16 protein-coding genes, 2 tRNA genes and 1 pseudogene are annotated in these 24,769 nt (G+C 55.0%); 14 read left to right on the forward strand and 5 right to left on the reverse strand.

Annotation, left to right across the window (positions count from 1 at the left end; all coding sequences use genetic code 11):
- Positions 1-72: 72 nt before the first annotated feature.
- From ABEA92_RS15880 to ABEA92_RS15890, 3 genes are all read left to right on the forward strand, one after another.
- The gene (locus ABEA92_RS15880; protein ID WP_345684833.1) at positions 73-2,574 is read left to right on the forward strand and encodes a DUF1592 domain-containing protein; all 2,502 of its coding nucleotides are present in this window, start codon (positions 73-75) and stop codon (positions 2,572-2,574) included.
- Positions 2,575-2,651: 77 nt separating this feature from the next.
- The gene (locus tag ABEA92_RS15885) at positions 2,652-4,007 is read left to right on the forward strand and encodes a DUF1552 domain-containing protein (protein ID WP_345684834.1); all 1,356 of its coding nucleotides are present in this window, start codon (positions 2,652-2,654) and stop codon (positions 4,005-4,007) included.
- Positions 4,004-5,281, forward strand: a complete 1,278-nt coding sequence (locus ABEA92_RS15890) for a hypothetical protein (protein WP_345684835.1) — start codon at positions 4,004-4,006, stop codon at positions 5,279-5,281. Before ABEA92_RS15885 ends, ABEA92_RS15890 begins: the two co-directional genes overlap by 4 nt.
- A 367-nt stretch (positions 5,282-5,648) precedes the next feature.
- Here ABEA92_RS15890 and ABEA92_RS15895 read toward each other — a convergent pair whose 3' ends face one another.
- Together ABEA92_RS15895 and ABEA92_RS15900 are read right to left on the reverse strand one after the other, a co-directional pair.
- Positions 5,649-6,167, reverse strand: a complete 519-nt coding sequence (locus tag ABEA92_RS15895; RefSeq protein ID WP_345684836.1) for an ankyrin repeat domain-containing protein — start codon at positions 6,165-6,167, stop codon at positions 5,649-5,651.
- A gap of 475 nt (positions 6,168-6,642) precedes the next feature.
- Positions 6,643-6,716, reverse strand: a tRNA-Val gene (locus tag ABEA92_RS15900).
- A 670-nt stretch (positions 6,717-7,386) separates the two neighbouring features.
- On the opposite strand from ABEA92_RS15900, the gene infC reads away from it, so the two are divergent.
- Entirely contained in the window at positions 7,387-7,917 is a 531-nt protein-coding gene (gene infC / locus ABEA92_RS15905) for a translation initiation factor IF-3 (RefSeq protein WP_008701605.1), read from the forward strand.
- A gap of 372 nt (positions 7,918-8,289) precedes the next feature.
- Positions 8,290-9,105: a Nif3-like dinuclear metal center hexameric protein gene (locus ABEA92_RS15910; RefSeq protein ID WP_345684837.1), complete on the forward strand. Its 816-nt coding sequence runs from the start codon at positions 8,290-8,292 to the stop codon at positions 9,103-9,105.
- On the opposite strand, the gene ABEA92_RS15915 is transcribed toward ABEA92_RS15910, so the two are convergent.
- Entirely contained in the window at positions 9,102-9,314 is a 213-nt protein-coding gene (locus tag ABEA92_RS15915) for a hypothetical protein (protein WP_345684838.1), read from the reverse strand. The genes ABEA92_RS15910 and ABEA92_RS15915 overlap by 4 nt on opposite strands.
- A 360-nt stretch (positions 9,315-9,674) precedes the next feature.
- On the opposite strand from ABEA92_RS15915, the gene ABEA92_RS15920 reads away from it, so the two are divergent.
- The 7 genes from ABEA92_RS15920 to ABEA92_RS31390 all read left to right on the forward strand — a co-directional run bounded on the left by ABEA92_RS15920 (position 9,675) and on the right by ABEA92_RS31390 (position 18,308).
- Positions 9,675-10,433 carry a glycosyltransferase family 2 protein gene (locus ABEA92_RS15920; RefSeq protein ID WP_345684839.1) on the forward strand — a complete coding sequence of 253 codons (759 nt, stop codon included), beginning with the start codon at positions 9,675-9,677 and terminating at the stop codon, positions 10,431-10,433.
- 8 nt (positions 10,434-10,441) lie between these two features.
- Entirely contained in the window at positions 10,442-12,061 is a 1,620-nt protein-coding gene (locus ABEA92_RS15925) for a hypothetical protein (RefSeq protein ID WP_345684840.1), read from the forward strand.
- Positions 12,062-12,632: 571 nt separating this feature from the next.
- Positions 12,633-13,109 carry an EVE domain-containing protein gene (locus ABEA92_RS15930; RefSeq protein WP_345684841.1) on the forward strand — a complete coding sequence of 159 codons (477 nt, stop codon included), beginning with the start codon at positions 12,633-12,635 and terminating at the stop codon, positions 13,107-13,109.
- Positions 13,110-13,593: 484 nt separating this feature from the next.
- A tRNA-Leu gene (locus ABEA92_RS15935) sits at positions 13,594-13,677 on the forward strand.
- A 637-nt stretch (positions 13,678-14,314) separates the two neighbouring features.
- Positions 14,315-16,681, forward strand: coding sequence for a tetratricopeptide repeat protein (locus ABEA92_RS15940; RefSeq protein WP_345684842.1), 2,367 nt, complete (start codon positions 14,315-14,317; stop codon positions 16,679-16,681).
- 32 nt (positions 16,682-16,713) lie between these two features.
- Positions 16,714-17,565 (forward strand): deiodinase-like protein, encoded by an 852-nt coding sequence (locus tag ABEA92_RS15945; protein WP_345684843.1) that lies wholly within the window; start codon positions 16,714-16,716, stop codon positions 17,563-17,565.
- Positions 17,566-18,065: 500 nt separating this feature from the next.
- Positions 18,066-18,308, forward strand: a complete 243-nt coding sequence (locus tag ABEA92_RS31390; protein WP_425572447.1) for an IS3 family transposase — start codon at positions 18,066-18,068, stop codon at positions 18,306-18,308.
- Positions 18,309-19,850: 1,542 nt separating this feature from the next.
- Here the strand turns inward: ABEA92_RS31390 and ABEA92_RS15950 are convergent.
- Positions 19,851-20,159, reverse strand: a pseudogene (locus ABEA92_RS15950) (transposase); the annotation flags it as partial.
- Between the two features lie 63 nt (positions 20,160-20,222).
- Here ABEA92_RS15950 and ABEA92_RS15955 point away from each other — a divergent pair.
- Positions 20,223-20,870, forward strand: a complete 648-nt coding sequence (locus tag ABEA92_RS15955) for a helix-turn-helix domain-containing protein (protein WP_345684845.1) — start codon at positions 20,223-20,225, stop codon at positions 20,868-20,870.
- A 600-nt stretch (positions 20,871-21,470) separates the two neighbouring features.
- On the opposite strand, the gene ABEA92_RS15960 is transcribed toward ABEA92_RS15955, so the two are convergent.
- The gene (locus tag ABEA92_RS15960) at positions 21,471-22,784 is read right to left on the reverse strand and encodes a hypothetical protein (protein WP_345684846.1); all 1,314 of its coding nucleotides are present in this window, start codon (positions 22,782-22,784) and stop codon (positions 21,471-21,473) included.
- A gap of 167 nt (positions 22,785-22,951) precedes the next feature.
- Between ABEA92_RS15960 and ABEA92_RS15965 the strand changes: the two genes are divergently transcribed.
- Positions 22,952-24,037 carry a hypothetical protein gene (locus tag ABEA92_RS15965; protein ID WP_345684847.1) on the forward strand — a complete coding sequence of 362 codons (1,086 nt, stop codon included), beginning with the start codon at positions 22,952-22,954 and terminating at the stop codon, positions 24,035-24,037.
- Positions 24,038-24,769: the final 732 nt, after the last annotated feature.

Below are 24,769 nucleotides of genomic sequence, written 5' to 3' on the forward strand. Positions count from 1 at the left end.
CTAAAATGCGAGGCTCTATATACCTGCAAGTTCGACAAGCTTGATGCGGATTGAACGCAATTGAGAGGATCGATGTCCAATAGTTCTTCGCGACCACGATGTCATGCAATGCCTCAGGCTGGCCGCGGCCTGAGTACAGAAATTATTACCAAAGTCTGTTTTGTTGCTTGCACATTTTTTACTGTGGCGATGCCGGTATCGGCTGCGGAACCGATCGAAAGCTTTCTGCAAAAGCACTGCATTCGCTGCCACGGTCCTGAGCAGGAGGAAGGTGACATTCGCTTCGACCAACTGTCACGCGACTTCAAGTCGGGCCTTGATACGCACCACTGGGCCGAGGCGATCGACAAGGTCAACAGCGGCGAGATGCCTCCGCAGGACGAACCGCAGCCGACGCAGGACGAGCTCTCGGCGTTTGTCTTGCATCTCGACTCGCGACTGAAACAAGGCCGGGCGGCTCGTATGGCAGCGCGTCCCGCGATAGCCCATTACCGGCTGAGCCGCCGCGAGTACCAGAACACCGTCTACGACCTGTTGGGCGTGCGCTATGATCCGGCGAAACCGGGAGAGTTGAACGAGGATACGCTGTGGCAAGGGTATGAACGGATCGGCTCGCAGCTGTCGCTTTCGCCATCCCATGTGGACCGTTACTACGGGGCCGCAGAGATCGTGCTGGACCGCGCCTTCCTGCAAGCGGCCAGCGAGCCTCGCAAGGTTCGCAAGACGGCGGCCGAATTGCGGTACGGTGGCGGCAAGCAACAACAAGAGGCGTTGGACCTGTTTGGCATCAAACGGCCGCTGCGTTATCTGTTGTTCCCAGGTCGGGTTCAGCCCGCACTGTCCGCAAACTGGCTGGGACACACCGGACCCGAACACAGCGGGTTGTACAAACTGCGTCTGCAGGCCAGCGGAATCCGTCCGCCCGGCGGTCAACCGGCTCATCTGAGTGTCGGCAAGCAAACCAGTGAAGAGACCGTGGACGGCTTGATCGAATTCGACATCACCGCGCCGGAAGACAGTCCGCAGGTTTATGAGTTCGAAGTGTTTTTGGAGATGCCCACGCAGCTGCATTTCTGTGTGGTCGCTACGGATGGGATCGATCGCAGGGGCGGTGCTGCGTTTCGTAATGCCTTGGTTAGTCGAGACGGCTACCTGTTCACGCACAGCAGCGAGACCCGGTTGCTGAACCCCAACGCCCCGCAGATGTTTGACGACCAAGGCAACGGGATCTTTTCCACCGTGCTGCTCGATTGGGTCGAATGGGAAGGGCCGCTAGTCACCGAAGCAGAAAAATCGCGGCGTGAGCGCGTGATACCTCCGGCCGATGCAGCGCCCGCGGAAGTCGCGGAATACCTGCAGCGGTTTGCCGAGCGGGCCTGGCGTCGCGCGGTGAAGCCGCAGGAACTGGACGACTACATGCGGTCTTACCTCGGTGAACGCGAGGCCGGCGAATCGATGACCGACGCTTATCGGATCGCCCTGCAAGGCGTGCTGACCTCGCGAAACTTCATCTATCTTGTCGAAGGCGATCCGACGCCAAGGCCCCGGCTGAACGACTGGGAACTCGCCTCGCGGCTGTCGTATTTTCTTTGGAGTTCGATGCCCGACCAAAACCTGTTCACCGCCGCCAAAAGCGGAAAGCTGAGCGGCGAGGTGCTGAGCAACGAAGTGGACCGGATGCTGTCGGACGGACGTATCAACCGCTTTATCGATGACTTCTCGCGACAGTGGCTGCAGCTGCATCGCGTGGGGATGTTCCCGCCGGACAAAAAACTGTACCCCAAGTACGACGACTGGCTCGAAGCCAGCATGCGAGCCGAGCCGGTGGAGTATTTTCGTGAGATGCTGGTGAACAATCTGCCGATCGAAAGTTTTGTCGATTCGGATTGGACGATGGCCAACGCTCGGCTGTGCGACTTCTACGGTTTGCCCGAGCCGAAACGGGACGGTTTCCAACGCGTCTCGCTGAAACCCGACGATCACCGCGGCGGTTTGCTAACGATGGGCGCGGTGCTCGGTTTGACCTCCGACGGCACCCGGCATCGTCCGGTGCATCGCGGTGTGTGGCTCAGTGAAGCCCTCTTCAACAAGACTCCGCCGCCGCCTCCGGCCAACGTCGACCCGATCGAGCCGATTCCACCCAAGGGCAATAAAATCACGATCCGGCAACGAATCGAAGCCCACGCCAGCAATGCCAGTTGCGCCGCCTGCCACCGCAACATCGATCCCTTGGGGCTGGCTTTTGACCAGTTCGATGCGATCGGTCAGTGGCGGACCCGCGAGCACGTGCCCACGGGCGTCGGCGAAGATCCGCTGGTGGACGCTTCCGGCGTGCTGCCCGATGGCCGACCGTTCCGCGATGCCGCCCAGTTCAAGCAGTTGCTGTTGGAGGACCGCCAGCGGATCACGCGGGCCTTTATCGAGCACTTGTGTACTTACGCCCTCCGCCGCGTGCTGACCGTGGATGATCAGGACGCCGTTGAAGCGATTGTCGATGAAGCGAAAGCCAGCCAATACGGTGTCCGAGACATCGTCCGAGCGGTGGCTTTGTCGGACTTGATCCGAACCCGTTAACCGAGCGGCGAACCAGCAAACGCCGCCGCTGCCCACCAAACCGCACACGCCCCTCCTTCGTTACAAAAGGCTGAACCATGGGAAACTTCCTCTCCCAATCCTGGCTGCTCGATCGCCGACACGCACTGCGGGCCCTGGGGACCTGCATCTCGTTGCCCATGCTGGAGTGCATGACTCCGCTGAATGCGGCCGAGCCCGCAGCGATGCCACGACGCAGCGCCTTTATCTACCTGGCCAACGGCGTCCATTCACTGAATTATCAGATCACCACCCCGGGCCGCGATTACGAGTTTTCTCGATCGCTCAAGCCTTTGGAAAAACACCGCGAAGTGATCACGCCGATCAGCGGGCTGCATCATCCGGGCGCCATCAGTCACCACCACAACTGCATTTCGGTTTGGTTGACCGGCGGAAAACTTGGCCCCACCGACCGCAATACGATTTCGGTGGACCAACAGATGGCGGCCGTCACGGCGGAACATACCCGCTATCCGTCGATGGAAATCGCCATCACCCAAGGCTCGCTGGCCTGGACGGCCGACGGCGTGCAATTGCCCGCGATGCGTCGCTGCAGCGAAATCTTTGCGTCGCTGTTCGAGGAGCCCAAAGGCGGCACGGCGGTGCAGCGGAGAGCCCTGCGGCGCAAGGCCAGCGTGCTGGATGATAACTTGGCCGAAGTCCGCCGGCTGGAACAGAAAATGGGCACTGCCGACCGAGGCCGCCTGGAGCAATACCTGAGTTCGGTACGAGAAGCGGAGATCCGCACGCGGCGAGCCGACGCCTGGCTCGACACGCCGCTGCCGGAGATTTCTGAAAGCGATCGCAAACGCACCAACCGCGACATCCCTCAAACCCAAGCGGGCGACTATTTCCGGACCGTCTATGACCTGATGGTGCTGGCCTTCCAGACCGACGTCACCCGCGTTGCCACGTTCAGCCTGGGGGGCGAAGGCCAAGCGATCGCCATTCCAGAAATCGGCATCACCGAATCCCGGCACCAACTCAGTCATCACGGCGGCGATGAAGGCTATATGGAAAAGCTGACCAACTACGACACCTTTGCCATCGAGCAGTACGGCTACTTCCTTTCGCGGCTTGAGGAAACCAAAGACCTGAACGGCCAACCGCTGCTGGGAACGACGATGTCGCTGTTTGGCAGCGGCATGTCGTACGGCCACAGCCACGGCAACGCCAATTTGCCGCTGGTGCTGGCCGGTGGCTCGGATCTGGGCCTTCGGCACGGCAGCCACCTGGACTTCAATCAAGGCCACTTTGGTGGCTACGAACTGGACCAGCCCGGCAAGCACTACAGTCTTTGTAGCCGTCCCGCGAATCCGGACGCCCACATGAGCAATCTGTTGCTGATGATGGCCCAGCGGATGGGAGTCGAGACCGACCAGTTTGGCGACAGCAACAAGGTGATCGAACTATGAATCAGCTCCGATGCTTCCGGCCGATCACCATGATCTGCCTTGCCGCGTTCCTGTTTGCGCCGTTCGCGGCGGCCGAGGAAGGACCGTTCCGCCCCCAGCCCGGGCAGTTTCCTCCGATCGAAAAGACGCATTCCTACCGGGGCGAGTTGGTGTTCGTCGATCACGCCAACCGTCGCGGCAGCATTCGCGTCGAAGGATCGGGGATGTTTTACCGCAACGATCCGCACCCCTTCGCCATGTTGCCCTACGGCATGGTCCGCTACCACGGAGCGCCGGCGGACCTGCGCGACATCCCGCTCGGCACCGTGCTGCACGTCCGAGCCTTTCTGCCGCCTGCCCCCAAGCTTGCCTCCGTGCCGGTATTGCCGGTCGACAACAAGACCAAAGACGCGAACCACAATCGCGGCGCCGGCATCTTTCCCGCCGAAAACCACGTCCTGTTGCTGGAAGACGAACCGAGCCACTGCCGGCGGGAAGGCAAAGTCTGGAAGCTGCAGGAAATCGACATTCAGAACAACCAAGGCATGATCGTGGCTCGCCGCGAACCGCACGAGGGCGGCGAAGCGGAGGCCGCTGCGGAAACAATGACCATCGATGCCGCCACTCGCATCTGGCGCGGATGCGAACGCCTGGAGGTTGCGGAACTGGTCGCCGAGGGCATCTGGCCGGCCAGAGGAAAGAGAAGTCTTGACGACCAGCCAGTGCTTTTGGGGATCAGCTGGAAACCGACGCCCGGCGGCGTGTTCACTCGGTTTCATATCTCTGACATCTGGCTCGATGAAACCGCGATCAAGCGTGCCGCTCGCAACCAGACCGAGACGCACAACGCCTTCATCCGCAGCCGCTGGATGCCCGCCTGGGTCGACGCGGTGGAATACGGCAAGTTCGGCAGCGCCAAGGTGACCGCGACGCTGTTCGGCGGCATGGACGAATCCCTGTACGCCGATTTCAAGCCAGGCAAACACGCTCTGATGAATGCGGTCGAAACCACGTTAAAACATACCCACGGCGCCTACGGGCCCGCACATATGGCCTGCAAGGGACCGATCTTGGATGTGGTGCGGATGGACGGCGAGCCGCCGCTGGGCAGCAGCGGCATCCAAATCCAATTTGAAACCGACCTGATCATCGAAGGCATCCGCCCAGGCCGAGTCGTGCGAGTGCGTCCGGCTGACTGGCCCCAGGTCAACGTGCCTCGCGAGGAATACCTCAACATCGGATCCTCCAGCAACGAAGAACGTTTCCCGACCCCGGCCATCTTCCCCAAATATTGACCCCCAGCCCGGCGTCGCATTGCAGCTTGACCGTTTAGTCAAGCGATTGGTCCACCAATCGGTTCGCCGAAGTCATTCAGGTGCAAACCCATGCTTAGAAAGAAAGTAGGTCGTGCTGCCGAACGAGTGGAGCCAATCGCTGGGCGTCGGACGTAATGGTCAGGTCAACAAGGCCCAACCGAGTCCGTTGAGTTGCTCGAGTAATGGTATCTTGGTTCATTGGCTTTAGCGATATGAATATCAACGTCTGGACTGCCCTTGACAAGATCTGCCACGACGAAGTCGTCGAGATCTCCAAACGCATGGCGAAAAAAAGTTCTCACGTCCTCACGAGCAAGTTGTCCGCTCTCACTAGATTGTGGCTTGCTCATAGATCTGCCGCCCGCTTTGCGCCGTGAGACATTAAAAGATCACAGATCTTTGGATCTCCGCAATAATCAAGTGCTGTTTTTCGGTTGTTTGGGTCCTCAAACATCAAAAAAACTGCGTTCACATCGACGCCATATTCGATCAAGAGTTTGGTAATCGCAAGTCCTTCGTTTCTCTTGTTTCTACTTGCTGAGAAAAGTGTTCGATCCAAATTTGGGTCGGCGCCATGTTCTAGCAGCAGTTTCACAAAATCCTTACTAGCTGCTATGCATGCCTGGCTGAGAGGGGACGATCCAGATCGCGAAGCCTCATTTGGGTTGCTGCCCAACTCAAGAATCGCCTTCGCAAACCGCAGCCGATTGTACTTTGCGGAAAAAGAGAGCAGGGTGTGCCCTGCAGCAGTCTGGAACTTTAGCAATTCACTGTTATCTCGCATTATTGCTATTGCCTCATCTTCCCTGCCCTCACGAAGGAGCTGGGTGATTTCCATTCCGTCTTTATAGCTTTCTTGCGTCACGCTCTGCCTTTCTGTTGATTGACTCGACACTTGTTGGGCTAGGCTTTGCACCAATGTCAAGGGCTCTTTAGTTTTCCACCTCTCATGATCTGATCCGCAATATCATCGAGCGTTTCAATGATTTCATATTTCGTTGCACCCGGACGATCCGGAGAGTTTTCAAGGTGCAAGTGAACCATTTGCGTGTATTCGTCGCAATGGCGTGGCGTCGCGAGTGGCAGGTCATGTGTTCGATGTTCAGTCCGTCAAGTCGATCGACACGAATTTGGATGGTCTGTTTCACTGCTCTGATGGCGACACCGGTGCATCAGCGTCCCGGGGCCAGCGTGCTGCCGCTTCATCGACCGGACCAAGTCGGAGCACCCCAATGCCGACAGGGCCAGACCTTGTCATGGAGGAAGCCGACGTCTGCCGCGTACAATGCAAACACGAAAAAAGGCCGCAAAACACTAGCGTTTTGCGGCCTTTTTGAGAGTGGGCAATACAGAACTCGAATCTGTGACCTCCACGATGTCAACGTGGCGCTCTAACCAACTGAGCTAATTGCCCGATTTTTTGTGTTTTTGACAGCAATCGGTCCGCTGTCATGAGATTCTGTTTCGGTTTCCCGAGGCTCGGTTCTTTAACAAACTCGGCCCTCAAAAAACGCCATCTAAAATCGTTGCGGTAGTCTGTGCCGATCAAGCCGATTCGTCAAGTAGATCTTCACACTTCTTTTTTTTCTTGCCCACAACGTCGCCCGCACGAATCGAGATATTGCCACCTTGGATCGCGTTTTCATCGCAAAATCACTTCAACTTCGCTCCTCAAGCTCGTTTCGCGGGCCTTCAAACCCACTCCGGCGGACTGTTCCTTGGCAAAATAGGGATTTCACACGTTTCACTGTTGACGCTCACCACCGATGATATGGATACTTTTGAGGTGAGATTTGGGCTTGACGGCGGTCTACATTGCCAAAAAGGCATGATGGGGCCGAAACGAAGCAGGCGGAGCAAATGCCCCCAAGCTGGGTGTTGCTGCTCGCGTCGGCCTGATTGCACGATGGTCCCACACAAATGGTCCCACAGAATTAGATGCGTGGGTGTCCATGCGAAACAAAGTGGTTTTGTTTCCTTGCAACACCTTCCCTACTGCGAATGTGGCTGGTTGACTCCGGCCTGATCGTAGTTTTCCTTCCAAATTGAGCCGGAATGCCCTCCGGCCGGAGCAGAATTTATTAGTGGCGTTGGCACGAAAAAGCACTCAGCAGGATCCTCGCGATACCATTCGTATTAACAATCAGATTCGAATCAGCCCGATTCGAGTTGTCAGCGAAGAGGGGGAGCAGCTAGGGATTATCCCAACCGAGCAGGCCCTCGAACGTGCCCGCGATGCGGGCCTGGATCTTGTCGAAGTCGCTCCGAACGAGCGACCCCCGGTTTGCCGGATCATGGATTACGGCAAATACAAATACGACAAGAACAAAAAACTTCACAACAGTCACGCACGTACGAAGACCAAAGAAATTCGTCTTCGACCGAAAACGGGCGACGAAGACATCCGCACCAAAATCCGGCAAGCGGAAAAGTTTCTTGAGCACAAGGACAAAGTCCAAATCAGTGTGCTGTTCCGCGGTCGTGAAATGGCTCACATCGAAGAAGGCCGTAAGGTCATGGCGATGGTCGTGGACATGTTGAGCGAAGTAGGCAAGGTCGAAACACCGCCTCAGCAACATGGCCGTCGTATGATCTGCATGATCTCGCCCAAGTAAACTTCGCTGGCCGGCATCACGGTTGTTTTTCTAGCGGTGCGACTCGTGACCAATGCCAGCTACTTTGGCATTAGCCGGGTCGTTTTTATAGCGGAGCGGCGCAAGCCGCCCGGCTAAACAGTGGGCGACGCAGCGATCGCGACTGCTGAAGCGTTGCGACTGTGGCAAATCACAACCCGACGCGTCAGCGAGGGACCGAGTCAAGAAAAAAATTCCCTCGCTGACGCGTCGGGTTGTGATAAAAACGCAACTTTAAATCGCGTAAGCGCGGGACTCTTTGATGTCCGCGTCACGTTACCGGTGGTCGCTTACGAGAATATTAACGATGGCTTCCGTGAGATGCGATTTGAAGCCAGAAGGGTGAGAGTCATCGTGCCAAAAATCTGTGTGGATCAAATCTGCCAGCGACTTGCCGAGATCGCGCCGCTGCGTCTTGCCGAGTCTTGGGACAACGTCGGGTTGCTGGTCGGTGATCGAGGCCTCGGTGTTTCCCGCGTGATGACCTGTTTGACGGTCACTCCGGCAGTCGTTCAGGAAGCCGTCGATGAGGACGTCGATCTGCTGATCGCTCATCATCCGCTGCCTTTCAAGCCGCTGTCTCGTTTGACCACCGACACGATTGCCGGAGCGATGTTGCTGCGTTTGGTCGAATCACGCGTTGCGGTCTATAGCGCCCATACGGCGTTTGACTCGGCCGCCAGCGGGATTAATCAATTGTGGGCCGACCGGCTCGGCGTGGTCGAGACGCAGGCATTGATTCCGCCGGAACCATCGTCGCAGGATGCCGTTGATCTCCTGGGCAGTGGACGATACGGGAAGTTCGAGCAGCCGGTTGCACTGGATGGTCTTGCGGTCTCGGCTGCCAATGTGGTCGGTGCGACCCAGGTTCGCCGTGTGGGGGCTGCCGATCAAGTCATTCGCCGAGTGGCATTTGCATGCGGCAGCGGTGGCAGTTTTCTGGCCGCCGCCAAACGCAACGGATGTGATGCGCTGGTCACCGGCGAAGCTACCTTCCACACCTGTTTGGAAGCCGAGGCATTGCGGGTCGGGTTGGTGCTGTTGGGGCACTACTGGAGCGAGCGGTTTGCGATGGAGTGGTTGGCTCAGCAACTGTCAGAGAGTCTTGCGGAACTGACAATTTGGCCGAGTCGGCTCGAGTCGGACCCGATCCAAATCGTGGCTTGCTAGGTCAGGCCTGCAAAATCTCTTGCCAATCTAAACCCAAGCGTGAGTTTGGGAGTTGCACGTTTTTCACGACCCGAAGTGTAAGCGAGGGAATCTCGATATTTACTCAGTCCCTCGCTGACGCGTCGGGTTGTGATTTGCCGGGAAAAACGACCATAACGCAACATCAAGACTAACGCTTCGGGTTTTGATTTGCTGGCAAAAACTGCCATCGCGTAACTTCAGACCTTACGCGTCGGATGCGATTTTTCTATGCCGTGACGCTGTCGTCGGCGGCCGGGCATGAATCATCACTCCTTGCCCACTCCATCACAGCCAATACCGTCTCCGTCGACTCCTCTGTGATCATTTCTGGCCAGTAATGCGGACTGGAAACATTGACCGTCATCTAAATACGCCTAGAATGCCCAGGATCGGGAACAGGAATTGCTCGACTGGGCGATGAGTGATTTTGCTCGCTGAACGCTTGTGTTTGCCCGACATTCACTTGCTCAGCCGGCGAAAGGGAGTTTGGCGGGACAGGATCGTTATCGCTCATTTCAAAGAGAATTCAAAGAAAGAAGCATCAAATTATGTCAAAACGCGAACGATGGTTAGTCGCCATTCCTGTCTATAACGAAGTCGATACGGTTAGCGAAATCTTGGATCAGGTCGGCCACTATGCCTCGGATGTCTTGGTGGTGGACGATGGATCGAGCGACGGAACGGCCGAGGTTTTGAGTGCGCGAACGGACGTGAACGTGGTCCGTCACGCCGAGAACCAAGGCTATGGCGCGGCACTTCGTAGCGCGTTCGCCTACACGATCGACCACGGGTTTGATGGGGTGGTTACGCTCGATTGCGATGGCCAGCATCAACCCAAGCGGATTCCGCGGTTCATCGAAGCGGCGGCCGCTGCGGACATCGTTTCAGGCAGCCGGTATTTGAAGCAGTACGAAGGAGACGACGCCCCGCCACCGGAGCGAATGTTTATCAATCGCCGGATCACCGGGGAGCTAAATCAGCGACTCGGCTTTAATTTGACCGACGCGTTTTGCGGATTCAAGGCGTATCGTACTTCGGCCATTCGCCAGCTGCGGATCACCGATAACGGTTACGCGATGCCGTTGCAGTTGTGGGTCGAGGCGGCGGCGGCGGGGTTGCGAGTGATCGAAATCCCGGTTCCCTTGATCTACTTGGATTTAAGTCGCTCGTTTGGCGGTTCGCTGGACCATGCCGAAACGCGGCTGAACTACTACAACCAAGTGCTTGACGACGCGATCCGTGTGGTCCAGGCCGAAGGGGCGACGATTGGCAAAGCGAAATCGGTTTGCGGACATAGTGCTGGCTAGGTGATGGGTTGAAAACGTTCCAGGAATTTCGGCACTACCGTGCTCCCAGATCGCATGGCGAATCGTTTACCGATCCGAATATCGGAGACGTCGGCGGCCAGCTGCGCGGCAATCTCGAGTTGCTTTCACAACACGATTCGTGGTGGCGAGAGCTTCGTCGTGACGCGCGGCAACAGATGGTCAGTGATGCGATCCGTTACACATCGACGTACCGCGATGTGGACGTGATGGCGAGTCGTCGTGAGCAACCAATCTTGATGGCGGGGCACCAACCGTCGCTGTTTCACCCGGGAGTTTGGTTCAAGAACTTCACGCTCAGCCATCTTGCCAAGCAGCATCAAGCACTCGCGATCAATTTGGTCATCGACAACGACGCCGCGTCGGGCAGTTCGATTCGGGTGCCAACGATTGATCGTGACACGGGGCACTACGTCTATAGCACGGTTCGCTACGACCGATTTGGTGGCGGAGTGCCGTACGAGCAAACGGTGATTAGCGACCGCGAGCGGTTCGATCATTTCGACGACGACGTTCGCAAAACGGTGATGCCCATCGTATCGGATCCGTTGGTCAATCGATTGTGGGTGCATGCACGCAGTGCCGTAGAACGCTGTGGGATTGCCGGATGTGCGTTGGCGCAAGCACGTCATGCACTCGAGGGCGAGATCGGGCTGCAAACGCTTGAGCTGCCGCTGGGGGTTCTGTGCCGCACGCGAATGTTTGCCGATTTTCTGTTGCGAATCCTGGAGGATCTTTCGCGTTTTCAGGACGCTTACAACACCGAAGCTGATTTCTATCGCGAAGCGCACGGCATCCGCAGTAATTCGCATCCAGTGCCAAATCTAAACAGCGACGATGGTTGGTTCGAAGCACCGATTTGGATCTACAGTGACGCGGCGCCTCAGCGACGGACTGGTTGGGTCAAGGTCACCGGTAAGATGATGGTGATCAGCGACCGCAACGGCCAAGAGTGTCGGATTGCGTTGGAAGGCCCCGGGCGTGCCGAGGCGTTGTCGCACGCGATTGGACCGCAATTCAAAATACGGCCTCGTGCGTTATTGACCACGATGTATGCACGGTTGGTGCTCAGCGATTTGTTTCTGCACGGGATCGGCGGTGGCAAGTACGATCAATTGGGGGACCGGATTGCCGAGCGTTTCTTTGGGATCACGCCACCGGACTTCATGGTCGTTTCTGCAACGGTTCAGCTGCCGGGGCCCTCGCCGAGTGAAACGGATGCCGACATTGCCCGGCTCAAACGAGCGATTCGTGACTTGCGTTTTCAGGCCGAAAAGGTAGCGGATGTCGATGAGTTGGATGCGTCGTTGGTCGCAGAAAAGCGGCAGTTGTTAGCCCATGTGCCTCCGCTGAGCGAAAAACCTGCCTGGCATCAACGGCTCGAAGCGATCAACGAACAGCTGTCGGCGTCGCTCGCCGAGAAGCGGTCCCGACTGCAAGCGGAATTAGCTGCGGTGACTCGCGAGCGGGCTTCGTTGGCGGTGCTGAAAAGTCGCGAGCATCCGTTTTGTATCTTTCCGTTACAGGATTTGATCGAGACGTTTGAGCAGCTGATTCGTCGCAGTGAGGCAGACGAGGGAGCGGTCGCGAAGGGGACTCGTTCTTCTTGAAAGAGCCAAGTCCACAGACTGCCAACTTTTAGCCAATGCGGTGAGGCATTTTTGTAGCTACCTTCGCCAGAAGGTGGTAAATCGTACTGGACGCCAACATCCACGCTCTGGTGAGCGTAGCTGCGAAACGCAATCGTTGTTGCTTCGTTTAATTTGGGCGATTGCGGTGACGGCTAATGAGGTCTCCCCGCTGATTGCTGACTCGCTGCTCAGCGACTGCCGACCAAGATTTGTCCAACGACAAGCCAAACGGCGGTAAAGGTGATGCCCAGGGCGGCATGAAGGGTATCTGCATTCATCGGAAGCGAGCCTTTTCGATAGAAGGTGAACGGACATGACATGGCCCGTTCCCTGGCCCGCACTCGCTCGGCAACTGATCATCAGTCGTCGATCGAAAGCTTGTATAGCAGCGCTTTTCCCGGCGCTATGGTTGTTATCGGCTTTGCCTTGCACCAGAATTGCCAAAAAAGATGGCGGGCCGGACAGACTACCTAGCCATCACAGCTCCACAGCCATCTCATTCAGTTCAACGTCGACACGGTTCGGCAATGCAAAGGGTTTGTTTCACGCGATGACGATTAATTACTGGTTGATGAAGTCCGAACCGAACACGTTTTCGATCGACGACTTGGCGGCGCAGCCCGATCAAACGACGTGTTGGGAAGGGGTTCGTAACTACCAAGCACGAAATATGCTGCGAGACGACATCCATGTGGGAGACCGGGTGTTGTTCTATCACTCCGCGTGCAAGGTGCCTGCGGTGGTGGGGACGGCCGTGGTCAGCAAGAGTGGTTACCCGGATCCGTTTCAGTTCGATCGCAAGAGTAAGTATTTCGACGAAAAATCAGATCCCGAAAATCCTCGATGGTATTTGGTCGACATCAAGCTTGAGAAGAAATTCGACCGTCCGGTCACGTTGGCAGAATTGCGAGAGCGAGCGGGGCTCAGCGGGATGGTGCTGCTGCAAAAGGGCAGCCGGTTGAGTGTCCAGCCGGTGAAGAAGAAAGAGTTCGAGACGATCGAGAAACTGGCGAGCAAACCGGCGTAACCGATACGCCGGCGGCTCGGCTCTGGGCCGCTGCGGGCGAACCCGTGTCCACTGCGTGTGTCCTAGCTGCTTAGGGGGAGGAGTCATTCGGCATGTTGGCCGATCTCGGCAACGGCGAGCGGTATTTGCTCGTCGCTACCTTGGCCAGAAGCTTGCGAAACGGATGGGGCGTCATGCAGTCCACGCGCTGGCGAGCGTCACCACAACGACGTTTCCCCAAATTCGTTCCTGGCTGCCTGCTTTAGCAGGTGGCGGCGCGGTGATTTGCTGCAGAGCGAGCTTCGCTGCATCGGACGCGGTGAATCAGGGCCGACCCGGCGAGTCTGATTTTGCTGGTTTTAGGGGACTTGCACGCTCGCGGTTTGGATCCGATACTTTTGCGAATCCCAAGTCTGATGGCGAGCGATGTTTTGCAATTAAAAACAGGGTTTTCGTTAAGGGGACTTGGCGAATGGTGCGATATTTAGCACATTAGTACAGACAAGCCGAAGTGGCGGAATTGGCAGACGCGCTGGATTCAAAATCCAGTTGGAGCAATCCAGTGAGGGTTCGAGTCCCTCCTTCGGTACTAAAGAAAAAGACAAAGGACATCGAGTTTTAAGCTCGATGTCCTTTTTTATTGAGTCAGGCACGCCGCCCCCCTTTCTGTTCCCACCTCCTCCTCTCGCGACGATTCGCTCGCCAACCAATTGGCGTGCGAAATACTGGCTCTGAAGCGGTCAACTTGTTTCCGCACCGCTAGAGATCGCACCCGCTAGGGAAACGCTGTGAAGCATTTTCATGCCGTGTTTTGTGGTGTTTTGATGTAGCGAAAGTCGTCAAGACTTTCGTTGAACGAACCCAATTCCTGAAACGCTTGACGGCTTGTTGATTTAGTGAGGGTTCCTTCGGCAAGGGGGTAGGATGGACTTCCTAGTCCGTCAATGGTGGATTCGACGGACTAGGAAGTCCATCGTACGACTAAAAAACAAGCCGCCCGCGAGTTCCGCCACGAAATCTTCACAGCGTTGCCGTGAGGGGCAAAGCTCGATGGTGTCGGGTTCGCATTTGGGCGTCTGGTATCGGAGGGCGTGATATATTCGGGGGCGAGCCTCGGTCCTAGAATTAACTACTGCCGATGTTCACCAATCCATTGAGGCCGGGTACGTTCTTCCGCCCACACCAAATCAAGGAAGATTGACTTATCCACTACGAAACGATCGATCATGTCACGTCGAAAAAATAAAGCGAAGAAAAGCAAATCGAAGATGCGTCGCAAGAAGCCACCTGCGGGGCGTGCGGATGGAATTGGCAAAGCGATCCCACCGCTTCGCCGTGATGAATTGCTCGAGTCGGGCGTTCCGCCTGAATTGGTCGAGATGGTGATGATCGCGCAGCAAGCTGCGCTGGACGGTGACACATCCCTCATGGAAGAAACCATGGAACTGTTGGATGCGATTGCCGGCGAACCGTTTGACGAGGCGAGTTCACCCGAAGACGCGTTCCCGCTTTCATCATTCGAGGCGGCTGAAGCGTTGTATGCGGCTGAATGCGAAGATGGCACAGAGTCAGGGTTCGAGGCGGCGGCAAAGCAGGCTTTAAAGATCGATCCCAAGTCGGTCGAGGCGCATGTCATGCTGGGGGACTTTGCCGACACCGAAGAGGATCGCGTCCAGTGGTATCGCCGGGCATGCGAGGCGGCGAAATCGAAGCCGTCACATCTGGTTCGAGCCGCAATGCCGATCATGCGAGCTCGAATGGGTGGCCGGTTGCTTGATGATTCTCGATTGTCCGATGCTGCCGACGTCCTGTTTCCTGGTTTGGACGAAGATCCATCGGATCCGATTGGCTTGCGATTCTTGCTGCTCGACCTGTGTTTCCGGCTGCGTTGGTATGAAGAACTTGGCACGCTTTTAGATCGCTTTTCGAAAGATAATTTGGCACCCATGCTGTTTGCGCGGCCGATCTATCTTTTTCAATCCGAAGGGGACTCCTCCAAAGCCCGCGAATTGCTCAAAGCGGCCCATCAAGCGAAGCCAAATGTGGCTCGCTTTCTAGCGGGACTCGAGCTGCCGCCTGCGTTAGGGACCGAGTATCCTGTGGTCGCGGATGAGGAGGACGAAGCGGCCATGACGGCGGGGTATTTGCTGCCGGGGATTCGCACCGTCGAAGGCACCACTCGCTGGATTCGTGAGACTCTCGATTTGAAATTTTCACATCCGGGTTCCTCCTCGAGTGAGACTGACGGTGATCAAGGCGGAGTAGGAGATCTGGACCAAGCCTTGGAACTGCCTCAAGGCCAAATGACGTGGCAGTATCATCTGCATCGATGCCAAGATGGTGCCTATCTCGGGGTGCTGCTCGAAGATTTGTCGCCCATCTCGACGGTTCGGTTTGCCAATCGCCCCAAAGCAAAAGAGCTTCGTGATTTTCTGTTGGATTCGGTCTGCGATCCGATGGTGGGGCCTCCAAGGAAACCGGCGGTACTGCAGGTTCCGACAAAAGCCGACCTGAAAGCACTCGCCAAAACGGTGGGAACTTACGGAGTGGCCTGCGAACATCAAGCACTTGAAGCGGATGCGAAAGCGATGCTCGCGGAGAGCCTAGACGCTCTGGCGAGACGTCTTGAACGTCTCGCCAGCGACAGGAGTGATGAGGCGGATGAGATCGATGTTGCAGACTTGCCGCAGAGTGACCAGCAGTGGTGGGTAGGTGTTTTTCAGCCGCCGATGTGGATCCTCGATCGCGCGACTCCCTATCGTGCGTACATGCAATTGGTGTTGGATGCAAGCAGCGGATGTATTGTTGGCACCGAAGGTACTGCCGATATGCCATCGCCCGAGCAGCAATGGCAGGTGCTCGTCGAGACGATGGCGGAACCGATGGTGGGTCAGCCTCGTCGCCCCGAAAGCATTGTTCTTGATCCGCGAATGTCGGCCGAACCCCTTACCCGCTACAGCGGTTCCTTCAACGTTTTCACCGGTGATCAACAAGTCGCAGACAGCTTTGACAAACTCATTGCGGGATTGCTGCTGAACTCGGGCCAAGGTGAGACGCCGTTGGCAGAGACGGAAGGGGTGACAGAGAAGCTGATGGAACGTTATTACGATGCTGCCGCACGCTTCTACAAAGCAGCGCCGTGGAAAATGGTCGGCGGAGATAATTTGATCCGGTTGGAGTACCGGGAAAGCGGCGAATCAAGTTGGGGGATCACGGTGATGGGACAGCTAGGCCAGGTGCTCGGGCTGTCGTTGATCGAGAATGTCAAGCACGCCAGGAAGTTCATCCAGCAAAAATGTCCGATGGAAGAGCTGGTTGCGATCTCAGTTCAATTCGGTGAAGCGTTTGATATGGTGCCTATTGATTTTTGGCACTTGGAACAAAATCACTGGTCCGTCGCAGACGCCGAGGCCTATCCTTTGGTCTTTAAAATAGATCATGGCAAACACTCAAGCGATTTGAGTAACGAAGATTTGCGAATGGTCGAATCGGTGATGAGTGTCCTTCCTCGTTTTCTGGATCAACCGCGTGATCAAACAATGGACGCGAAGGATTCACTTGGGCGAGAGTTTCGCTTGAGTTGGGAACTCTAAACCGTACACAACCTACTGTTGGGAGATTGGTGATGCGACTGCGACCTATTGCTGTGTTGGCCCTGTTGTTCGTACTTGGGGTGCAGAGTGGAGAAGCTCAGTCACCACGTTCTTCATCCTCACGTTCTTCTGATCAGGCTGCGGCGATGTTTCGGCGGATGGATCGGGATCGCAATGGCGTGATCGACAAAGCCGAGGCGCCGGCGAAGCTCAAAGCGATGTTCAGCGAATGGGATCAAGATTCCGACGGCAAGATTAGCAAGGCAGAGTTTGAGTCGAATTTCGCAAGGTCACGTGGTCGAGGAAAGGCGTCGCAAACGGGGGAATATATTGCACCGGCGGCCAGAGGGGAGCGGCAAGCGGAAGTGTTGAAGCGAGGCGACCGTGCTCCTGATTTCACGCTGCCGCGTGTCGGAGGCGAAGGCACGGTGACGTTATCGGATTTGTACCGCGACAAACCGGTGGTGTTGGTGTTTGGCAGCATCAGTTGTTCGCCGTTTCGCCAGCGAGTTCAGCAGGTCGAACAGTTGTACGAGGAGCACAAGGACAACGCGAATTTTCTGATGGTTTACATTCGCGAGGCGCACCCGGATTCCAAGATCCAGGTCAAGACGGCCGAGGGCGACGAAGTGTTACAGACGTTTGTGCAGACGAACGACTTGGCGTTACGGCGAGAGCACGCAGCGACATGTGAGCGAACGTTGTCGTTATCGTTTCCGATGGTGATGGACGGCGTGGACAACCGCGTCAATGCCGCCTATGCCGGTTGGCCGATCCGACTGGTCGTAATCGACCGCGACGGCCGCATCCTCGACCCCGGCGCCCCCGGCCCCCAAGGCTTCACCCCCGACAAAGTCGCCACCTGGCTAAAAACGCTGGAGTGAATTCTGACCAATGTAGTGCCTTAGCGAAAGTGAGACATTCGGTAAGGAACCGTTCGGCAGCAAATTCGGTAATCAGGTAGATTGAAGAGTGCGTTAGCCCATGACTGGCGAACTGTGGACGAATCCTTCAATATCGTCTCAGGAGACCAATATGTCAGCAAAGAACAAACAACGCCGATCGTTTACCGTAGAGTTCAAGTGAAATGCTGTCGATCTGATCGTCAATCAAGGCTACACCTTCGCGGCCGCCTCGAGGCAGTCAATGTTGATACCCACAACACTACGTGATTGGCATCGGAAGTTTGCACCAACGCCAAAGCCTTGTGACGATAATGCGTCTGTCGAACAGCTCACCGCGGAAGTGAAGCGACTTCGCAAAGAACTGGCTCGCGTCGAGATGGAGCGTGAAATACAAAAAAATCGACGGCGTGATTCGCGAAAGAGTCGCAGTGAAATACGCCTGGATCAAAAACAACAAAGACATCTTCCCAATCGTTGCGATGTGTCGTGTCTTAAGGGGCAGCAAGAGTGGCTTCTACAAGTGGTGCTCGGCCTTGCCAAGTCCGCGCAAACAGCGAATATACAACTGTGTTCAGCAAGCACATCAAGAATGCCACGGCAACTATGGAAGCTACAAGATATCGCAACGATTGAAGGCGGATCCCTCCATGGAATCCGCTTGCCTCAACACCGTCGCTCGTGCAATGCGAGAATTAGGCATTCGAAGCCGGGTTGCACGGTAATTCAAGCCGACAATAACGCAAGTCGTTCCATCCAAACAACCTCCACCAAACTTGCTAGATCAGACATTCACAGCCGACCGACCCAACCAGAGATGGGTAACTGATATCACTTATTAACCAACAGCCTCTGGGTGGGGGGATCTTGCAGGTGTGTGGGATCTATTCAGTCGCAAAGTAATCGGATGGTCTATTTCCGACAGCCTAACGACTCCATTGGTTTGCGACGCACTTCGACAGCAGTCGAGCAGCGGCAGTGCGCAACGTTGGGGCTTCTGCACCACAGCGATCGCGGCTGCCGGTACACCAGCGAGCTCCATCAATCGTCGTTGAAAACGCTGGGTATCACCTGTTCAGTGAGCCGCAGTGGTTGTTGCTACGACAATGCGGTGATGGAACGATTTTTCTGGACGTTGAAACATGAGTGAACGAAGTTCGAAAAGCTTGCCGATACAGAAGAAGCGAGGCTCAGCGTGTTTCGATTCATTGAAACGTACTACAGCACTAACCGTATTCACCAAACGCTCAATTATCAAACACCAGACGAGTTCGAACGAGCTCACGAAATAACTCTGGCGACCTAAACCAACTTTCCCACAGTCCGCCAGTCATGAGCTAACGCAGTTTGAGGCTGGTGTCTATAGGCACTAATGGACTGCAGGGCCTAGCCTTAGGAAAGACCCCAAGGCTTTTCTGTACATGCAAGCCCGTTGGCGCCATCAGCAACGCTAGCGGGTCGGCCGATGTGCCGACACTATCACCATAGATCGATCCCGAAAACGCTTGTTAAAACATACCTTTAAGAATCGCCAAGGGGCTAAAAATACAAAGTCTTGTTTTCTAAAAACAAGAGCAGTAATAATGCCCAAACGATCCATGCAGTTTACAATACCGAAAAGTTCCGTCATTTGGGCATCCACCAATGCAGTAATTGCCTCCGATGCCCAGTGAACACGAAGTAAGAACAACTTCGTCTTTTGAGATTCTCAATCGCATGGATTCTGATCTGCGATAGTCGTCTTCCGTGGCCGCGATAAGCACCTTTCTTCCGGAACTAGTCTCTGTCGCTTCAATCAATCCAAACTGAAATGGCCCCTCGTCTAGGATCGGTAGACACGGTACCGCAATTGCTCCGTGTGCTGTTGGTTTGCATTCGTTGTAATGATTTTTGCAATCGTAGCAAACGCCTCTAATTTGCTTGCAAGACCAGCAATCTCTGCATTTATTCATGCCGCTGGATGTCCCGTACCAGGCAGTGCAGCAGGTAACCCTGCCAACAAAGTGTGGCAGCATACTGTCCGTATCAGGGCATTGTGCCGCCAGTGTTCCAGTCATTACAATGATCGTTGAAAGGCTTAACATGCAAATAAGTTTCGACATTGCTAAAGTCCTCGCCTGGGGGTGTGCTGCATACTTAACGCGAACTACTATATGCTCTCGGTGGGATGGAAGGCAAGTCAACAATCATTACCAGTTGGTGCGAAAATGGAGGCAACTGATCTTACGGAAAGAGCTATTGTCAATTGTTGTGTCTGGCTTTCTGAACTAAGCGGCGATTTCTTCCTGCATGATTCCGTCTTTGAAGGACCGTCCATCGATGACGTGAATGATTATTTCGTGACTGTTCAGTCGTCTCCATTTCTTCGAAGCTGATTCAGCGAGCTTAAACATCGTCGCCAGACTCGCCCGTCGAGAACCGCTCCCCTTGGTCTTTCGATGGCGAAGCCGAATGTTCGCGAAGGTGGACTCGATCGGGTTGGTGGTTCGCAGATGTCTCCAGCGTTCAGCCGGGAAGTCATAGAACGTTAGCAACGCCGAACGGTCCTTCTTCAAACGGTCACAAGCCTTTGGATACTGGCTCTTCGTCGATTTTAGTGGCTGATTTCCAAGCGGTCTTGGTTTTTCTACCATGGCTGTATGAATGAACTACATGCCCACTATCGTTTGCTAGTGGGACTTGATGACCAGTGGCAGGTCCAGAACGTTGACCTTCAGATGGATGCCAACAGGGTTGTGATCCAATTGCGTCACTCCGGCGGCAAACTCTGCTGCCCCGAGTTCCAGGATGAATGCTCTCGTGCGGACACCGCGCCAACGCGTCGGTGGAGGCATCTGGACACCATGCAGTTTGAGACCATCATCGAAGCGGCAATCCCTCGCTCACAATGCGCTCAGTGCGGAGTGAAAACCATTGCCGTGCCCTGGGCCGGCAAGCACTCTCGATTCACACTGATGTTTGAAGCCTTTGCTATTAAAGTCCTTCAGTCGGCTAGTAGCGTTTTGGCGGCGACCAAGTTACTGAAGATCTCCTGGAACACCGCTCACGAGATCATGCAGCGTGGGGTCGAGCGAGGGCTACAGCGTCGTGATACCGACCCGATTGAAACCATCGGCATTGATGAAAAGAGTTTTGGCAAAGGTCAGGACTACGTGTCGCTGATGGGTGACCTGGAAGGATCGCGGGTGCTGGAAGTCGTCAAAGACCGCAGTAAGGAATCTTGCGACAAACTCTTTGATAGTCTCACCGATGAGCAAAAATCGGGTATGGGCAATCTCTTCCAGTAATTCGCGTCCAAAGACCACTGCTCGAAGTCCTTGATCTGGATCGGCGGCAACAATTGCGTCTGCGTCTGTCATTCTTTCTTAATTGCCCGGGGGCTCAAAGGCTCCCTGGTGTACACATTAGATTGCGAAGTGTCTTCTTGGCTTAGCGGCAATTTTTGCGTGAGAATTTCTCGAACGCACTGAACGCGATGGTCGGAACAAAGCAGAGATACAGACACCGCCCCAAAGGTTCGGTCCAACTACGGATTTTAGTCAAGGTCCGTTGCGGCTGTGATCGCCAGTTGCCAGGGATGCGATCCGGGCGGTAGGACCGTCGGAATGCAGTCTCATCATGTCCTCTGTCCGCCCGAACCCGTGCACATTCTTAAACGCCAACTCAAATCTGCCACACACCAACCGTCTGCGGAATTGAACGTTGGAGCTTCTCCTCTCACTTCTTCTGCGTTCAGAGTTTCTATCGGCTCCGGAGCCATGATCGGCAATTGGAGTTGCAGGGAAGGCAAAGAGAAGCCGGTCCGGGACAATTGGGCCACCGCTGAATATGGCTCGCCTTTCCGATAGAAAAACACGGGGGCTCGGAGTAGGTGGTTGATCTTTGGGCTAACGCGATGGAGGGAGAGCAAGCTCAAGTTCCTTAAAGACAGGAATCTTGATTCCATTTCCCTCGACGGTGGTGACTGCCTCACCCAAAATCTCAGCGAGCGACTTTGGGGAGTCCTCTTGGATTATACGGACTCTTCGGACCTCATTCACTAGGTCTGCATTCATTGACTCTTCCCAACTCTCTTTCCGCGTCGCCTCACGTATCAGTTTTCCATTCTCATAGCGAACCAGCTGATGCCCGTACTCGTGGCCTTCAGGGCTGCGGTGCAGAACGCGCCCAATTCCGTCGGTTACTACGATCGCAACTTTCCCTCGGAAGCCTGCGAATGAGCCAACCTCCAACGTCGTGGAGCCCGTGATTTTTCCGCTGGCGTCTATCGCAACGGTCGTTGTCATGAACTGCCTTAGGCTCTTTCTGTTTATTGCAATCTTTCCAGATTCAAATAGCAGAGGATAATTTCTGTTGATCAAGCGATCCGTGTCTGCGAACGCGTTGGCAAGAAAGATTCGAGGCGACCATTGAGAAGGAGGAAATGTTCCCCATTCAGCGGAAGTACGAAGCTCACCGACGATACTCTCTGAAGGCACTCCCCAGCACTTTCTCGATCCAACAGGTTGACCGTCATTTCCCACTATAGGATCACCTCCCTGCAGAATGCCCACAAGCTGGCAATCGCTCAAAAAATTAGACGAAGTCGAACAGATTGGACCGCCGCTGAAACCATATACAACTTCATCTGCTTCCAAAAGTGAAACCAGCGGATCGCCGTCATGATCACGAGAGAGGTATTCATTTCCGATGGTTTCGGAGAAGGGGAACACGCCGTTGAAAACGCCACCCGTTACATAGTTGAAAGGCGTCGAGTCTTTCCCGAGTACTCGGACTGTTGGGTTGCCTGCTATCGCAACGTATTGCCCCGGTATTCGCATCGCAGTCTTCGTAAGTGGTTTCTTGCCTTTAGACTGAAGCAGACGAGCCCCTTCATCGGTAAGGCGAAAGGCTGCCCAGTCGTGAGACGCAGATCTGTACCACCCGTCCACGATCTCCTCGATTTTGATGTTGTCGCCTCGGTTTCCGAACTGGATCTCAATATTCGGGAGTCTCCTCACACTGTGGTAAGTTGTGACAAGGCACTGAGGAAGTCCGGGAATCGCTACGTAGGTAGCAGTGGAACGTCGTTCTCGAGAATCGTCACTTGCGTTTAGCCGGCAGGCCGCCTCTTGGGGCGTTCCTGCGGTGGCCAGTGTATTCATGCAGCTGGGCACAGCAATCCCGGTCAAAAGCATCAAAATGTAACAGAGTGTCTTCATTGGATAACAATGCTCGTACGGAAATTGGGGCTGAAAGGGTTATGCCGCTGAATCGTCGCCCCCCCAAAGAAAGTGGATCGGCATTTGAGGAAAATGTCAAGTGTCAGCGTTGCACGGACGAAATTGCAACTGTCCAGAAGTAAGCATACCAAGACGGGATTAAAGAAATGCGAACGACGCTGTGCATTCTCGCGGTTCTATCGCTCTGCTCCCTTTCGGGCTGTACTGCTCGCAGGCTGCGCATTCAAAGTGTCCAGCACGCACAGACGCTCAGCGACATTTTCCAGCAGCAGACGCTTGACAACTTAGCAAAGTTCGCAAGGGACCCAAACGCACTCCCAGACTTTGCTATCCCAACAAGCGGCCTTTCCCAAGTCGCAGATACAGGTGAAATCAACGGTTCGCTTGGCTGGGCCTCAAGAGTATTTGATTCTGCATCGCTGGGCGGTAAAGGTACCAGAAAGACGCAAGCAGACTGGACACTGAAGCCCATAAGTGATCCTCGCAAGCTAGAGAGAATGAGGTGCCTTCTTCAACGGGCCATTGCAGCTTGCGGTTCATCATGTAGGCAAGGTTGCCCAGATTGTGAGAAATCGCTCAGTAAGTTTTTCTACGGAGATTCGCACTACGCGGGATCTAGCAGCACATCTTCCGAGGTTGATTTGAGCTGCTTGCACTCGGGTTGGTTTGTCGTGAGTTGCGAGAAGTGTGCTAGGGAAAAGTACGACAAGTGCTGTCTCATCGGGGAACACTGTGGAACGGTTGTTTGCGTTCCACGAGGGGAGGGATCCAATCAGCTTTCGCTGTTAACGATTGCACTTCTAGATATCGCCCAAAATGACCCGCCGACAGTGGCGAAGAAACGGGTTAAGGCGTACTTAACTGACAAAGGAAAGCTTACTACGGAAGCTAATGCGTCGTTTGAAGTTGAGAGAGAGCTTCCTGTAAACGTGTCCGCCGTTGGCGTCCTTTCGCCGACTGAGAGGAAACTGAACCAAAGTCTGCTTGAAATCTACGAGGATCTCGGTATCAAACCGTCTTTTGGGAATTCTGGAAATATTGAATTCTCGACTGATACATTGAAAGACGAAAAGAAAGAGGAACTGCAGGAAAAATTGCAGAATTTACCTAGCGTTTTTGAAGATCCTCAGCTTAACGATACTTCTTATGACATGATCGAGAGCATGCCGAGCGAGCCTTTCGTACCGATAGATCAGATATTTCAGCGTCAGGTAGACCGGTTTCGGGATTAGCAAATCCAAGAATGATGCTATCGGATACTTGCGTGAAAACGAAACTGATTTCACTGCAGTGTTTCTGGGTAGGTGCTTGCTTCCCTTCGGGCTGGTTGCCAGAAGTCGTGCCGAACTCAGGCACTGCGATTCGACTAGAATCCCACCCGCCGAGGGAATTACGGTTCCGATTTTCTTCTTTCGCCCCTTCTGCATTCAGTGTTCTGAGTGGCCTAAAGCCGCGTAAGGCATTTAGAGTTATAGGGAAGGCAAATTAAACCCATTCTGGGACTCGGGGAATCGACGGAAAGCTTCTCAGTCGACGGGGGATGGGCCGACGGGCGGCTAGAAGCACGGTACAGCAGTCATCGAATCCGACCGACACCTCTGCGAGTACCGTCGATGGCTCTCTGATGTCGGCCGATGCAATCTAACGCACCAGGGTGCAGAACTGAAGCGAGCTTTCGCACCCGAGCTGCTCCCCATTCGGCTCGTGTTAGAAGTCATCTTCATCATTCGTAAGCACTTCCGGATCGCTGGATGCGATCGAGCGAACGGGGCGTTGTCCAAGCCGGGCTCAAAGTTCGGGGCAGGTTGGCTCGACGAGAACTGCTGATTCTGTTGCGATCGTTGTGAGGCACTGAATTGTCACGGCCGCCGATCAATAAATCCCAAAATTTTTTCTAATTGCTTGATTTCCCACAAATCAGATGGTAACAATACGAGCTGTCGGGTGGTCGCCGCATAGGGGGG

Source organism: Novipirellula caenicola (genome assembly GCF_039545035.1).
Taxonomy (GTDB): domain Bacteria; phylum Planctomycetota; class Planctomycetia; order Pirellulales; family Pirellulaceae; genus Novipirellula; species Novipirellula caenicola.

Excerpts from the sequence above, each read along its gene's own strand:
- ABEA92_RS15880 (WP_345684833.1), top strand. The coding sequence starts at position 73 with ATGTCCAATAGTTCTTCGCGACCACGATGTCATGCAATGCCTCAGGCT.
- ABEA92_RS15885 (WP_345684834.1), top strand. The coding sequence starts at position 2,652 with ATGGGAAACTTCCTCTCCCAATCCTGGCTGCTCGATCGCCGACACGCA.
- ABEA92_RS15890 (WP_345684835.1), top strand. The coding sequence starts at position 4,004 with ATGAATCAGCTCCGATGCTTCCGGCCGATCACCATGATCTGCCTTGCC.
- ABEA92_RS15915 (WP_345684838.1), bottom strand. The coding sequence starts at position 9,314 with ATGGCAGTTTTTGCCAGCAAATCAAAACCCGAAGCGTTAGTCTTGATG.
- ABEA92_RS15920 (WP_345684839.1), top strand. The coding sequence starts at position 9,675 with ATGTCAAAACGCGAACGATGGTTAGTCGCCATTCCTGTCTATAACGAA.
- ABEA92_RS15930 (WP_345684841.1), top strand. The coding sequence starts at position 12,633 with ATGACGATTAATTACTGGTTGATGAAGTCCGAACCGAACACGTTTTCG.
- ABEA92_RS15940 (WP_345684842.1), top strand. The coding sequence starts at position 14,315 with ATGTCACGTCGAAAAAATAAAGCGAAGAAAAGCAAATCGAAGATGCGT.
- ABEA92_RS15945 (WP_345684843.1), top strand. The coding sequence starts at position 16,714 with ATGCGACTGCGACCTATTGCTGTGTTGGCCCTGTTGTTCGTACTTGGG.
- ABEA92_RS31390 (WP_425572447.1), top strand. The coding sequence starts at position 18,066 with ATGTGTCGTGTCTTAAGGGGCAGCAAGAGTGGCTTCTACAAGTGGTGC.
- ABEA92_RS15955 (WP_345684845.1), top strand. The coding sequence starts at position 20,223 with ATGAATGAACTACATGCCCACTATCGTTTGCTAGTGGGACTTGATGAC.
- ABEA92_RS15960 (WP_345684846.1), bottom strand. The coding sequence starts at position 22,784 with ATGAAGACACTCTGTTACATTTTGATGCTTTTGACCGGGATTGCTGTG.
- ABEA92_RS15965 (WP_345684847.1), top strand. The coding sequence starts at position 22,952 with ATGCGAACGACGCTGTGCATTCTCGCGGTTCTATCGCTCTGCTCCCTT.